9 protein-coding genes are annotated in these 14815 nt (G+C 63.9%); 7 read left to right on the forward strand and 2 right to left on the reverse strand.

Annotation, left to right across the window (positions count from 1 at the left end; all coding sequences use genetic code 11):
* Window positions 1–47 precede the first annotated feature (47 nt).
* From glgB to LB553_RS18525, 6 genes are all read left to right on the forward strand, one after another.
* Window positions 48–2261 carry a 1,4-alpha-glucan branching protein GlgB gene (glgB, locus tag LB553_RS18500; RefSeq protein WP_224515637.1) on the forward strand — a complete coding sequence of 738 codons (2214 nt, stop codon included), beginning with the start codon at window positions 48–50 and terminating at the stop codon, window positions 2259–2261.
* A gap of 63 nt (window positions 2262–2324) precedes the next feature.
* Window positions 2325–3593 carry a glucose-1-phosphate adenylyltransferase gene (glgC, locus tag LB553_RS18505; protein WP_224515562.1) on the forward strand — a complete coding sequence of 423 codons (1269 nt, stop codon included), beginning with the start codon at window positions 2325–2327 and terminating at the stop codon, window positions 3591–3593.
* 151 nt (window positions 3594–3744) lie between these two features.
* Window positions 3745–5190: a glycogen synthase GlgA gene (gene glgA / locus LB553_RS18510; RefSeq protein ID WP_224515564.1), complete on the forward strand. Its 1446-nt coding sequence runs from the start codon at window positions 3745–3747 to the stop codon at window positions 5188–5190.
* A gap of 3 nt (window positions 5191–5193) precedes the next feature.
* On the forward strand, window positions 5194–6822 hold the full coding sequence (locus LB553_RS18515) for an alpha-D-glucose phosphate-specific phosphoglucomutase (RefSeq protein WP_224515567.1): 1629 nt from the start codon (window positions 5194–5196) through the stop codon (window positions 6820–6822).
* Window positions 6823–6991: 169 nt separating this feature from the next.
* Entirely contained in the window at window positions 6992–8989 is a 1998-nt protein-coding gene (gene glgX, locus LB553_RS18520; protein ID WP_224515571.1) for a glycogen debranching protein GlgX, read from the forward strand.
* On the forward strand, window positions 8989–10644 hold the full coding sequence (locus tag LB553_RS18525; RefSeq protein WP_224515573.1) for an alpha-glucosidase family protein: 1656 nt from the start codon (window positions 8989–8991) through the stop codon (window positions 10642–10644). Before glgX ends, LB553_RS18525 begins: the two co-directional genes overlap by 1 nt.
* A gap of 7 nt (window positions 10645–10651) precedes the next feature.
* On the opposite strand, the gene LB553_RS18530 is transcribed toward LB553_RS18525, so the two are convergent.
* Both LB553_RS18530 and LB553_RS18535 read right to left on the reverse strand, forming a co-directional pair.
* Window positions 10652–12406 carry a TadG family pilus assembly protein gene (locus LB553_RS18530; RefSeq protein WP_224515575.1) on the reverse strand — a complete coding sequence of 585 codons (1755 nt, stop codon included), beginning with the start codon at window positions 12404–12406 and terminating at the stop codon, window positions 10652–10654.
* Window positions 12403–12768 (reverse strand): TadE family protein, encoded by a 366-nt coding sequence (locus LB553_RS18535; protein WP_263484121.1) that lies wholly within the window; start codon window positions 12766–12768, stop codon window positions 12403–12405. Before LB553_RS18535 ends, LB553_RS18530 begins: the two co-directional genes overlap by 4 nt.
* Before the next feature lie 374 nt (window positions 12769–13142).
* On the opposite strand from LB553_RS18535, the gene LB553_RS18540 reads away from it, so the two are divergent.
* Window positions 13143–14735 (forward strand): peptide ABC transporter substrate-binding protein, encoded by a 1593-nt coding sequence (locus tag LB553_RS18540; RefSeq protein ID WP_224515577.1) that lies wholly within the window; start codon window positions 13143–13145, stop codon window positions 14733–14735.
* Window positions 14736–14815: the final 80 nt, after the last annotated feature.

Below are 14815 nucleotides of genomic sequence, written 5' to 3' on the forward strand. Positions count from 1 at the left end.
AGCGAGGCATGCGCCAGAACAAGGTGCCCGGGGAGGGCGACCGTTTGATGAGCAAGCCGCGCGCGACCGCTGCGACAAGCGGGCCGGACGGACTGGCGCCAGCCGGCGATGTCGCGGCGATTGTCGCCGGAACGCATGGCGATCCTTTCGCGGTCCTGGGCGTGCATGAAGCCGGCAAGGGCTTCATTGCCCGCTGCTTCGTGCCCAATGCCGAATTCGTCACCGCCTACACGCTGACCGGCAAGGAGGTCGGCGAGCTTTCCCGCAGTGACGATGCCGGCTTCTTCGAGGGCAAGGTCTCGATCCGCAAGCGCCAGCCGCTGCGCTATCACGCCAAAAATGCCGGCGGCGACTGGTGGCTGACCGATCCCTATTCCTTCGGTCCGGTGCTCGGCCCGATGGACGATTACTATATGGCCGAGGGCTCGCACTTACGGCTGTTCGACAAGCTCGGCGCCCACATCATCGATCATGAGGGCGCCACCGGCGTCCATTTCGCTGTCTGGGCGCCCAATGCGCGGCGCGTCTCCGTGGTCGGCGCCTTCAACGACTGGGACGGCCGCCGCCACACGATGCGCGACCGCAAGGACACGGGCATCTGGGAATTGTTCATTCCCGATATCGGCGCGGGCAAGCCCTATAAGTTCGAGATCATCGGGCCCGACGGCGTGCGCCTGCCGCTGAAGGCCGACCCGTTCGCTTTCGAATCGGAATTGCGCCCGGCGACCGCCTCGGTGACAGCGCCGCCCATGGCGCATCAATGGGGGGACGAGGCGCATCGCAGTTATTGGCAGAAAGCCGATCCCCGGCGCGAGGCGATCTCGATCTACGAGGTCCATGCCGGCTCCTGGCAACGCCGCGACGACGGCACGTTCCTCTCCTGGGACGAGCTCGCCGCACGGCTGATCCCCTATGTGGCCGAGACCGGCTTCACCCATATCGAGTTCCTGCCGATCTCGGAGCACCCCTACGATCCATCCTGGGGCTACCAGACCACCGGGCTTTATGCGCCGACGGCCCGCTTCGGCGATCCGGACGGCTTCGCCCGTTTCGTCGACGGCGCGCATCGCGCCGGCGTCGGCGTCATCCTCGACTGGGTGCCGGCGCATTTCCCGGTCGACGAGCACGGGCTGGTGAAATTCGACGGCACCGCGCTCTACGAGCATGCCGATCCGCGCCAGGGTTTCCACCCGGACTGGAACACCGCCATCTACAATTTCGGCCGCCGCGAGGTGGTGTCGTTCCTCGTCAACAATGCGCTGTTCTGGGCCGAGAAATACCATGTCGACGGCCTGCGCGTCGACGCGGTCGCCTCGATGCTCTACCTCGATTATTCGCGCAAGGCCGGCGAATGGATCCCCAACGAGAAGGGCGGGCGCGAGAACCTGCAGGCCGTCAGCTTCCTCCAGAAGATGAACAAGGAGCTCTATGGCCACCACCCCGGCGTGATGACGATCGCCGAGGAATCCACCTCATGGCCGAAAGTGTCGCGTCCCGTGCATGAAGGCGGCCTCGGCTTCGGCTTCAAGTGGAACATGGGCTTCATGCACGACACCCTGGAGTATTTTTCCAAGGAGCCGATCTATCGCAAGCACCACCACAACGAGATTACCTTCGGCCTCGTCTACGCTTTCTCGGAAAATTTCGTCCTGCCGCTGTCGCATGACGAGGTCGTGCACGGCAAAGGCACGCTGCTCCACAAGATGGCCGGCGACGACTGGCAGAAGTTCGCCACGCTGCGCGCCTATTACGCCTTCATGTGGGGCTATCCCGGCAAGAAGCTCTTGTTCATGGGCCAGGAATTCGCGCAGCGGCGCGAGTGGAGCGAGGAACGCGCGCTCGACTGGAACCTGATGGAATTCGCGCCGCACCGCGGCGTCTGGCAGACGGTGCGCGACCTGAACTATCTCTACCGTTCGCGCCCGGCGCTGCACGCACGTGACTGCGAGCCGGAGGGGTTTTCCTGGCTGATCGTCGACGACCGCGACAATTCGGTTTTCGCCTGGCTGCGCAGCGCGCCGGACGGCAACCCGATCGCCGTCATCTCCAATTTCACGCCGGTGCCGCGCGAGAACTATCGCGTGCCGCTGCCGAAGGCGGGAAAGTGGCGCGAAATCATCAATACGGATGCCGCCGACTATGGCGGCTCCGGCATGGGCAACGGCGGCATGGTCGAGGCGAGCGGGGAAGGGGGCGGCACATCGGCGACGATGCTTCTGCCGCCGCTGTCGACGATCATGCTGGAATTCGTCACGGACTGAAGCAGATGATGTCTCATCCTGCTCTTGCGACGGTCCGGGCAGCTTGTTTGGGAGGGTAACAAAATGGCAGAGATCAAAAGAACCCAGCCGCTGGCGCGCGATGCCATGGCCTATGTGCTGGCCGGCGGCCGCGGCAGCCGCCTCAAGGAGCTGACCGACCGGCGTGCCAAGCCCGCCGTCTATTTCGGCGGCAAGACACGCATCATCGACTTTGCCCTCTCCAATGCGTTGAACTCCGGCATCCGCCGCCTCGGCGTCGCCACCCAATACAAGGCCCATTCGCTGATCCGCCACCTGCAGCGCGGCTGGAACTTCCTGCGGCCGGAGCGAAACGAAAGCTTCGACATCCTGCCGGCATCGCAGCGCGTCTCCGAAACGCAGTGGTATGAAGGCACGGCCGATGCCGTGTACCAGAACATCGACATCATCGAGGCCTACGGCCCCGAATATATGGTCATCCTGGCCGGCGACCACATCTACAAGATGGATTACGAGTTGATGCTGCGCCAGCATGTCGACGCCGGCGCCGACGTCACCGTTGGCTGCCTGGAAGTGCCGCGCATGGAGGCGACCGGCTTCGGCGTCATGCATGTCGATGCCAAGGACAACATCATCGCCTTCGTCGAAAAGCCGGCCGATCCGCCAGGCATCCCGGACAAGCCGGAATTCGCCCTGGCCTCGATGGGCATCTATGTCTTCAAAACCAAGTTCCTGATGGAACAATTGCGACGCGACGCGGCCGAGCCCGGCTCCAGCCGCGACTTCGGCAAGGACATCATCCCTTATATCGTGCAGCACGGTAAGGCGATCGCCCACCGCTTCGCCAAGTCGTGCGTGCGTTCCTCGCATGAGGCCGAGCCCTACTGGCGCGACGTCGGAACCGTGGACGCCTATTGGGAAGCCAATATCGACCTGACCGACATCACGCCCGAGCTCGACCTCTACGACCGCGACTGGCCGATCTGGACCTATGCCGAATTGAAGCCGCCGGCAAAGTTCGTGCATGACGAGGACGGCCGCCGCGGCGAAGCGATCTCCTCGCTGGTGTCCGGCGACTGCATCGTCTCCGGCGCCTCGCTGCGCCGCAGCCTGATTTTCACCGGGGCGCGCATCAATTCCTATTCCAAGCTCGAAGAAGTGGTGATGCTGCCCGACGTGCAGGTCGGTCGCAACGCGAGCCTCAAGCGCGTCGTCATCGACCACGGCGTCCACATCCCGGAGGGGCTTGTGGTCGGCGAGGACCCGGCGCTCGACGCCAAGCGTTTTCGCGTATCGGAGAAGGGCATCTGCCTGATCACGCAGGACATGATCAACAAGTTGTCGACCCCGTAGGGTCGATCAACAAGTTATCGACCTGTAGGGTTGATCAGCTGTCAACCCGCTAGGGTTGATCAGCGGCCTGGTCGGGTCGATCAGCAGGCTGACGACTGGATCAACAGATTGTCACTTTGACCTGTCACGTTGAGATCGGAATGTGGAGCGCATGCAGGTTCTGTCGGTCACGCCCGAAATCTTCCCGCTGATCAAGACCGGCGGGCTTGCCGACGTAACCGGCGCCTTGCCGATCGCGCTTGCCCGCAAGGGCGTTGCAATGCGCACGCTGGTTCCCGGCTACCCCGTGGTGATGGCTGCCTTCGCCAAGAAGAAACCAGTCTATCAGTATCCGCTGCTGCAAGGCGGCAAGGCTTCGATCCATGCCGTCAAGATCGGCGACCTCGATCTTTTCGTGCTCGACGCCCCGCATCTCTTCGATCGCCAGGGCGGCCCTTACGGCACCGCTTCCGGCGCCGACTGGCCCGACAACTGGCGCCGCTTCGCGGCTTTGAGCCAAGCGGGCGGCGACATTGCCGGCGGTTCCATCTCCGGTTACCAGCCCGATATCGTGCATGCCCATGACTGGCAGTCGGCGATGACGCTTGCCTATATGCGCTACGGCAAGGCAGTCGGCGTGCCGTCGCTGATCACCGTGCACAACCTTGCTTTCCAGGGCCAGTTCGGCGCCGGCATCTTCGGTGAGCTCGGCCTGCCGAGCGTGGCGATGCAACTCGACGGCGTCGAATATTACGGCGGCGTCGGCTTCCTGAAGGCCGGTCTCCAGGCCGCCTGGGCGATCACCACGGTGAGCCCGACCTATGCGCAGGAGATCCGCTCGCCGGAATTCGGCATGGGCCTCGACGGCCTGATCAACATGCGCGCCAGCGACCTCTACGGCATCGTCAACGGCATCGATATCGACGTCTGGAACCCCCAGACCGACAAGCATCTGGTCGCCAATTATTCGGCCGAAACGCTTGCCGCGCGCGCCAAGAACCGCAAAGCGGTCGAAGAGCGGTTCGGCCTGGAGGCGGACGGCAGCCCGATCGTCTGCGTCGTCAGCCGACTGACCTGGCAAAAGGGCATGGATATACTGGCCGCGGTCGTCGACGGCATCGTTGCCGCCGGCGCGCGCCTCGCCATCCTGGGCTCGGGCGACGCCGGCCTCGAAGGCACGCTGCTTGCCGCCGCCGCCCGCCATCGCGGCCGCGTCGGCGTCGTCGTCGGGTATGACGAAGGCCTTTCGCATGTCATGCAAGGCGGCTGCGACGCCATCATCATTCCGTCCCGCTTCGAGCCCTGCGGGCTTACCCAGCTTTACGGCCTGCGCTATGGTTGCGTGCCGGTCGTCGCCCGCACGGGCGGTTTGGCCGACACCGTCATCGACGCCAACGAGGCCGCCTTGTCGGCCGGTGTCGCCACCGGCTTCCAGTTCGCGCCCAACAATGGCTCCGCGATGCTGCATGCCATCCAGCGGCTGGTCGAGCAGCATGCGCGGCCGGCGACCTGGACGTCGATCCAGCGCCAGGGCATGAAGGCCGATGTCTCCTGGGACAAGAGCGCCGAAAAATACGTCGAACTCTATCGCTTGCTGCTTTCGAAAAGGGCTGCCTGAGGCATGATCAAAACCGTCCCCACCAAACCCTATACCGACCAGAAACCTGGCACCTCCGGTTTGCGCAAGAAGGTGCCGGTGTTCCAGCAGGAGCACTATGCCGAGAACTTCATCCAGTCGATCTTCGATGCGCTGGATGGGTTTCAAGGCAATACGCTGGTGATCGGCGGCGACGGCCGCTTCTACAACCGCGAGGTCATCCAGCAGACCATCGCCATCGCCGCCGGCAACGGCTTCGGCAAGGTGATGGTCGGGCAGGGCGGGATTCTCTCGACACCCGCTGCCTCCAACATCATCCGCAAATACAAGACCTTCGGCGGCATCATCCTGTCGGCTAGCCACAATCCGGGCGGCCCGCACGAGGATTTCGGCATCAAATACAATGCCGGCAATGGCGGTCCGGCGCCGGAAAAGATCACCGACGCGATCTTCGCCAAGTCGAAGCAGATCAAGAGCTTCAAGATCGCCGATATCGGCACCGTCGATATCGACACGATCGGCACCGTCAAGGCCGGCGACATGACCGTCGAGATCTTCGACCCGGTCAAGGACTATGCCGAATTGATGGAAAGCCTGTTCGACTTCGAGGCGCTGCGGAAGCTCTTCAAATCAGGCTTCCGCATGCGATTCGACGCCATGCATGCGGTGACCGGTCCCTATGCCAAGGAGATCCTCGAGCATCGCCTCGGAGCCCCGGACGGCACCTGCCGCAACTTCAAGCCGCTGCCGGATTTCGGCGGCCACCATCCTGATCCCAACCTTGTCCACGCAAAGCATCTCTACGACGAGATGATGGGGCCCGACGCGCCGGATTTCGGCGCGGCTTCCGATGGCGACGGCGACCGCAATTTGATCATCGGCAGAGGCATCTTCGTCACCCCGTCGGACTCGGTCGCGATGCTGGCCGCCAATGCCAAACTGGCACCGGGCTACAAGGACGGCCTGAAGGGCATCGCCCGCTCCATGCCGACCAGCGGCGCCGCCGACCGCGTCGCCGAAAAGCTCGGCATCGGCATCTACGAGACGCCGACCGGCTGGAAGTTCTTCGGCAATCTGCTCGACGCCGGCCTGGCGACGATTTGCGGCGAGGAAAGCGCCGGCACCGGCTCCAACCATGTGCGCGAGAAGGATGGGCTGTGGGCCGTGCTTTTGTGGCTCAACATCCTCGCTGCGCGCGGCGAGAGCTGCAAGGACATCGTCACCAAGCATTGGGCGACCTACGGCCGCAACTACTATTCGCGCCACGACTATGAGGAGGTCGAGAGCGACCGCGCCAACGCGCTGGTCGACGAATTGCGCGCCAAGCTCGGCTCGCTGCCCGGCACGACCGTGCGCGGCCTGAAGATCGCCAAGGCCGATGATTTTGCCTATCGCGATCCGGTCGACGGCTCGGTGAGTGAGCACCAGGGCATCCGGATCCTGTTCGAGGGTGGCTCGCGCGTCGTGCTCCGCCTCTCCGGCACCGGCACCTCGGGGGCGACGCTGCGCGTCTATATCGAGCGCTACGAGCCGGACAAGGCAAGGCACGACCTCGACACGCAGGAAGCTCTCGCCGATCTCATCGCCGCCGCCGACGACATTGCCGGCATCAAGAGCCACACCGGCCGCAACAAGCCGAGCGTGATTACTTGAGGGTGGCGCGCGACTTTCCTTCCCCCCTTGTGGGGGAAGGTGGATCGGCGCGCAGCGCCGAGACGGATGAGGGGTGTTGGCCGGATCGCTGTCATCGCCAAGCTGGAGCACCCCTCATCCGTCGCCTTCGGCGACACCTTCTCCCACAAGGGGAGAAGGGGGAGCCCGCATGACCCTCGGCGCCACCGTCACCCCCGAAGGCATCCGCTTCGCCGTCTGGTCCTCATCGGCGAGACGCCTGTGGATCTCGCTTTTCGACGACAGCGGCGCGCGCGAGATCGACCGGCTGGAACTCAATCCGGAAGGCGAGGGCGTGCATGCGCTCCTTGTCCCCGGCCTTGGCGACAGCACGCGTTACGGCCTTCGCGCCGATGGCGACTATGCTCCGGAGCGCGGCCTGTGGTTCGACCCGAACAAGCTTCTCACCGATCCCTATGCCGTCCAGCTCGATCGTCCATACCAATATCATTGGCGGCTTGCCGCCAAACGCAACGAAGGCGCCGACACGACCTCGCTGATGCCGAAGGCGGTAGCGCGATCCCTGCCCAAGCCGGTGCCGCCCCAGCCGCCGCTGTTCCGGCCCGGCGGCTTGATCTACGAGCTCAACGTCCGCTCCTTCACCAGGCTGCATCCGGATGTGCCGGAAGCGCAGCGGGGCACCATCGCGGCGCTCGCCCATCCGGCCATCATCGAGCACCTGAAGCGTCTCGGCGTCTCCGCCGTCGAACTGATGCCGGTCACCGCATCAATCGACGAGCGGCATCTGCCGCCGCTGGGGCTGAGCAACGCCTGGGGCTACAATCCCGTCACCTTCATGGCGCTCGATCCGCGCCTTGCCCCCGGCGGCCTCAAGGAACTGCGCGACACGGTCGCGGCGCTGCGCAAGGCCGGCATCGGCACCATCCTCGACCTCGTCTTCAACCACACCGGCGAGAGCGATCGGCTGGGGCCAACGCTGTCGCTGCGCGGGCTCGATGCGCTGGCCTACTACCGGCATCAGCCGGACGGCCGGCTGGTCAATGACACCGGCACCGGCAACACCGTCGCCTGCGACCATCCGGTGGTGCGGGAAATGGTGCTCGACACGCTTCGCCACTTCGTCCGCTGCGCCGGCGTTGACGGCTTCCGTTTCGATCTGGCTCCGGTGCTTGGACGTGTTGACGGTGCCTTCGATCCGGAAGCGCCGCTGCTTCAGGCCATCGCCGGCGATCCCGTGCTCGCCGACCGCGTGCTGATCGCCGAGCCTTGGGACATCGGCCCGAACGGCTACCAGCTCGGCAATTTCCGCCCGCCATACCTCGAATGGAACGACCGTTACCGCGACGATGTCAGGCGCTTCTGGCATGGCGATGCCGGCGCGGTCCGCGCCTTGGCCACACGGCTTGCAGGTTCCTCCGACGTCTTCGGCAGAGAGGGCCAACAGGCGAGCCGCACAGTCAATTTCATCGCCGCGCATGACGGCATGACACTGGCCGACATCGTCGCCTATGAGCGCAAGCACAATCAGGCCAATGGCGAGCACAATCGCGACGGTCACAACGACAATTTGTCATGGAACAACGGCGCCGAGGGCGAGACGGACGAAGCTGCGATTGCCAAGGCGCGCTTCGATGACCAGCGCGCGCTGCTCGCCACGCTTTTCGCCTCGCGCGGCACCATCATGCTGACCGCCGGCGACGAGTTCGGCCGCACGCAAAAGGGCAACAACAACGCCTATGCGCAGGACAACGCCATCACCTGGCTGGACTGGGCAGGCCGCGATCAGGCGCTCGAGCAATACGCATCGTCGCTGGCTGCACTGCGTCGGGCCTCGCCTGCACTGGCCGATCCACGCTTCCTGACCGGCGAGCCAGCCGACGGATCGGAAATTCCCGACGTGGCCTGGCTGGCCGAGACCGGCGCGCCGCTCGGCGAGGCCGACTGGAACGATCCCGGACGACATCGCCTCGTCATGCTGCTCGCCGACAATGAGGGCGGCCGCCTTGCCGTCATGATCAATGGCGATCGCCGGCAATGCGTCTTCACCTTGCCTGCACGCGACGGATTTGAATGGCGTCCGGCGGTCGCGACAGAGCCGGACGATCTCGCGCGGCCGCTACCTGGTCGAAGCGTCGGTTTCATGGTCGAGCGGCGTGCCGCTAAATCGCGCAACGGGAAGGGCTTGTGATGGCTGGCGACAATTCCGGGCAAGGAAGCGAATGGTGGCGCGGCTGCGTCATCTACCAGGTCTATCAGCGCTCGTTCCAGGACACGACCGGCGACGGCAGCGGTGACCTCAAGGGCATCACCGCGCGGCTCGCCCATATCGCTTCCCTCGGCGTCGACGCCGTCTGGCTCTCGCCCTTCTTCAAGTCGCCGATGGCCGACATGGGCTATGACGTGTCGGACTACCGCGACGTCGATCCGATGTTCGGCACGCTGGAGGATTTCGACGCGCTGGTCGCCGAGGCGCACCGGCTCGGCCTCAAGCTCATCATCGACCAGGTGATCTCGCACTCGTCGGACAAGCACGAATGGTTCGTCGAGAGCCGCGCCAGCCGCGACAATGCCAAGGCCGACTGGTATGTCTGGGCCGACGCCAAGCCGGATGGCAGCGCGCCCAACAACTGGCAATCGCTGTTCGGCGGGCCGGCCTGGGAATGGGACGCCACCCGCCGGCAATATTACATGCACAATTTTCTCGCCGCGCAGCCGGATTTGAACTTCCACAATCCGGAGGTGCAGGATGCGGTCCTCGACACCGTACGCTTCTGGCTGGAGCGCGACGTCGACGGCTTCCGGCTCGACACCGTGAACTACTATGTCCACGACCGCTGGCTGCGCGACAACCCGCCCTTGGCGTCAAGCGTCGCCGGAACCAATGGTGCGACCAGCACCTATGGCTTCCAGGAGCATCTTTTCGACAAGACGCGGCCCGAGAACCTCGACTTCCTGAAACGCTTCCGCGCGCTGCTCGACGAATATCCGGACCGCGCCGCGGTCGGCGAGGTGGGCGACGAGGAGCGTTCCTTGCAGACGCTCGCCGCCTATGTCTCCGGCGGCGACAAATTGCAGATGTGCTACACGTTCGACCTGCTTGGGCCGCAATTTTCCCCCGTCCATGTGCGCGGCTGCGTGGAGGCGTTCGAGACGACCGCCCCGGACGGCTGGGTCTGCTGGGCCTTCTCCAACCATGACGTCGTGCGCCATGTCAGCCGCTGGACGCGGCCCGGCGAGAGCCCGGATGCAGTGGCCAAGTTCTCGATCGCGCTGCTTGCCTGCCTACGCGGGTCGATCTGCGTCTATCAGGGCGAGGAACTCGGCCTCGAGGAGGCGGAGCTAGCCTATGAGGATCTGCGCGATCCCGTCGGCATCCGCTTCTGGCCGGGCGTGAAGGGCAGGGACGGCTGCCGCACGCCGATGGTCTGGGAAGCGGCGGCCGAGAATGCCGGTTTTTCGACGGCCAAGCCCTGGCTGCCGGTGCCGCAGGCGCATCGCGCCCGGGCGGCCGACGTCCAGGATGGCGAGGAGCGGTCGGTGCTTGCCGCCTATCGCTCGATCCTTGCCTTGCGCAAGAGCCATCCCGCACTGATCCAAGGCGCGATCCGCTTTCTCGATGCCGAAGGCGATGTGCTCGCCTTTGTCCGCGAGCGCGACGGCGAAAGGCTGCTTTGCGTTTTCAATTTCTCGGCCGAGGCAACAGGCTGGGCGCTGCCCACGGAGATCGGCCAGGCCGAGATAACGGCATTTGACGTTGACGCCGCCGGCATTCTGACTGGTGTTGTCGAGGACAGCGTGCTGGCGCTGCCGCCTCTGGGCAGTTTCGTCGGCAGGATTGGCTGACCGCAGCTTACTGAACCAGCACCGAACGCCCGCAGGTCGCGCCGGTCACCCGGACGTCGGCCTCGCCGACACGCACGCCAAGCGCCCCGAGAACGTTGTAGACCAGGCTGTCGACCGGCGCGGTCACGCCGTTAAGCAGCGTCGTTACCGCCGGTTTCACCGTGCCGAGCAGGGCGGTCACATTGAGGCCTAGCCCCAGCGCATCGATCGAAAGCGACAGGTTGTTGACCAGCGATGTCGTGAGCGACTGCGTCAGGTTCTTTGTCGACACCGTCTTGATCGCCTTGTTGGCGATATCGGTGGCACTGAAGGTCAGGTTCGTCGGCGCCATATTGGTGACCGAGAAGGCCGACGAGCCTGTCACCTGCAGCAGCGGGATGAGCAACAGCCTCAGGTCCGCGATATCGGCGTTGGAGAAGGACTGCGGTTGGGTAAAGTCGGCAAAGCCGCTGGCATTGCTGTTTGCAAGATGCGCCGAGACGACGCCGGGCTGCGCGGCGATCGAGACATTGATGCTCGACGGCCCGGTCGGGCAGCTGATGTCGGTCAGCTTGGCTTCGGCATAGGCCACTTCGACATTGAGCGGCAGGTGGACGGCGACAAGGCTGGTGCCGCCGCCGAGATTGGAATTGCCGACGGTGACGTCGGCGTTGAGCTTGATGCGCGTCTGCGCGGTGCGCACCACGCTGCCCGATTCTCCTACAGCCAGCCAGGGTGAACACTGCAAGGGCTCACCTATGGCCACGGCGAGGGTGGCGGATGTCAGCCCCGGAATGGTGGCGCCGAGATTGACCTGGACCTCGTTGTTGCCGTTCGCCAGTGCCGCCGCCGCCGTCAACATGCTCATGGCACTGGCGCCGACAGAAAGCCCGGCTGGCTTCTGTCCGAGGCCGAGGCTACCCACCGAGCCGAGATTGGCGAGATTGCAGAGCGGCACCTTGACGGTGTTGGTGGCGCTGGAAGCCATGGTCTGCAAGGCGATTTTGGCCGTGCGGTCCAGCCCCGGCACGTTTGCCATGGCGGTGGCGATCTGGCCGATCGTTGCCTTGGAGGCGAGCACGTCGGAATAGCTCACACCGGTCAGATGCAATTGCGTCGCCAGCGCATCGGTGAACGAAAGAACGTCGACATCGGCCGACACCAGTGAATTGTAATCCATCACGCTGAGCGAGATGTTGCCGCCGAGAAGGCCGCCGAGAAGCGCGTTGAGAATGCCGCCATTGAGGCTGGCAAGCCGCGAGCCGACCGAAAAAGCAGCTTGCGGCTGCGCGCTGGCGATTGCCGTCGTGCCGAGGGTGGGCGGCGACATGATCGAGCCGGCGAAATAGAGCGTGCCCTGCTTCTTCAGCGACACCTGCACGGCATTGTAGGGCAGCTTGCCCGCCTCGAAACGGCTGCCGGCGGCAATGGTGCTGACGCCCGTGTAGCGCCCCGGCAAGATCTGGACGACCGCCTTGCTGGCGGTTGGCGCCACAGTGGTGCCCTGTTGCTGTACGGCGACCGAGGTGATGCCGTTGTCGGCGAGCGTCGTCAGCACCGCCTGCTGGGCATTGGTGATGTTCGAGGCCGCGGTGATGGCGGCGAGGTCAACGATCGACTGCGCGGCGCGCCGCTCGTTGTAAAGCGAGCCTTCGTCGATCGCGAAGGCGGTCAGCGCCAGCGCCACCGGCGTGCATAGCGCCGTCATGACGGCGAAATTCGCGCTCCGGTCGGCGAGCAGCCTACGTGTCGCCGCAATCAATCCCCCCTTGGCCCGCATCATATCCCTCCGACGCGGATCGTCGATTGACTCTGGATCGTCGTGCCCGGCAACGGCAGCGTCCGGAACAGGTTCCAGATCGGCAGGTTGCGCGCATCGTAGGTGACCGAGACGACGAACTGGCTGCCGTCCGCGGCGCTGTCCTGCGCATTGACGGTCAGCTTGTTGGGATCGACGAAGGGATAGCCCGAGACGTCGTGAGCGACGAAATCGGTAACCAGCGCCTGCCGCTCGGTCTGGTTGAGGCCGGCAATCGCCGTGCGCGCCGCATCGGCGGCGATCTGCTGTACCGAATGGCTGGCGCCGAAATAAATCCCATATGCAACCATGCCGAGCAGAAGCAGGATGAAGATCGGCGCCAGCATGGCGAATTCGATTGCCGACGTACCCGTGGCGTCAGCCCGGAAACGACACCACAAAACGGGGAATTTTCGGTTTTTCAGCATGGCGCGGAGAATGCCAAAACCTGCCTGCAAAAACAGAAAACGCGTCGAACAACCGGCAGGTGTGCCAAGTTGAAGGCAAGCTCTAGCTTTAGTTTTCGCTGTTTTAGCGTGATGACGCTCACTTTGCGTCAAGCAGGCAATGGTTGAAATAAGATTTCGCTGTGTCTAGTCTCCTGCCACCAGCCGCCGGAAGGGACCGGCGGCACGCCTGAAACGGGGCCGTTTCAACGGTTCCGGGGTGTCAAAACTTAAGAAGGCGCGGCTGAGGGGCAGCGCCGACAGGGAGAAACTTCATGCTGAAAGATCTGCTGAAGGCGACGGTGTTCGCCACCACATTGGCCTTGGCCGCCGGCACATTCTACACGCCGGCGTTCGCCGAGACTGTTTACAACCGCGGCGCCGCCGCCGAGGCGGAGACGGTCGATCCGCATAAGACTTCCACAGTCTATGAAGCCGATATTATACGCGACCTGTTCCAGGGTCTCGTCATGCATGACCAGAAGACGAACCTCATTCCTGGCGCCGCCGAAAGCTGGACGGTATCGGATGACGGCACCGTCTACACCTTCAAGCTGCGCAAGGACGGCCTCTGGTCGGACGGCACCCCGGTGACGGCGGACGACTTCGTCTATTCGTTCCATCGGCTGGAAGATCCGGCCACCGCTGCAGAATACGCCTCGATGCTCTATCCGGTGAAGGGCGCCGAGGACTTCAACACCAAGAAAGGCAAGGCCGAGGATATGGGCGTGAAGGCAATCGACGCCAACACGCTGCAAGTCACGCTCAAGGCTCCGACACCCTATTTCCTGGAGATGCTGACCCACCAGGCGACCTATCCGGTCAACAAGGCTTCCATGGACAAGCTCGGCGCCGACTGGATCAAGCCGGGCAAGCTGGTCTCCAACGGCGCCTATACGCTGGCCGAGTGGGTTCCCAACGACCATTTGAAATTGGTCAAGAACCCGAAGTTCTGGGACGCCGCGAGCGTCAAGCTCGACGTGGTCAACTACATCCCGACCGAGGATCGCTCGTCGGCGATGAAGCGTTTCGAAGCAGGCGAACTCGACAGCTATGGCGATCTGCCGACCGAACAGCTCGCCGATCTAAAAACCAAATTCGGTGACCAGGTCCGCGTAGGGCCATATCTCGGTACTTATTATTATGCGATCAAGACCGACAAGGCGCCTTGGGACAATGTCGAGTTGCGCAACGCCATCTCGATGGCGATCGACCGCGACTTCCTCGCCGAGAAGGTCTGGCAAAACTCGATGCTGCCTGGATATTCGATGGTGCCTCCGGGCATCGAGGGCTACACGCCGGCACTGGCCAAATATGCCGACATGCCGCAGATCGACCGCGAGGATGCGGCCAAGAAGATCCTGGAAAAGCTCGGCTACACGCCCGAGCATCCGTTGAAGATGGAGATCCGATACAACACCTCGGAGAACCACAAGAACACGGCGGTCGCCATCCAGGAACAGCTGAAGCCGCTCGGCGTCGAGGTGACGCTGCTCAACACCGACACCAAGACCCACTATAGCTTCCTCGAGCAGAAGGGTAACTACGACGTCGCCCGCGCCGCCTGGATCGCCGACTACAAGGATCCGGAGACCTTCCTCGGCATCTCGCGCAAGGCGAGCGGCAACAACTACTCGAACTACAACAGCCCTGCCTATGAAGCCGCTATGGACAAGGCAGCTGCCGCCGGCGGCAAGCCTGAGGAGCGCATGAAGGACCTCGCCGCAGCCGAGCGCATCCTCGTCGACGACGTCGGCGAGATCCCGCTTCTCTACTACAGCTACCACGATATCGTTTCCTCGAAGGTGCATGGCTTCGAAGACAATGTGATGGACATTCATCCGTCCCGCTTCATCTCCAAGGACTGACAAGAAACCTTGGCCGCGCCGCCGCTCTCTTTTTGGGAGCGGCGGTCGCGGTCTGTCGTCGTGCCGGGCCGAAAGTCGGA

The organism is Mesorhizobium sp. CA8 (assembly GCF_020164955.1).
Taxonomy (GTDB): Bacteria; Pseudomonadota; Alphaproteobacteria; order Rhizobiales; family Rhizobiaceae; genus Mesorhizobium.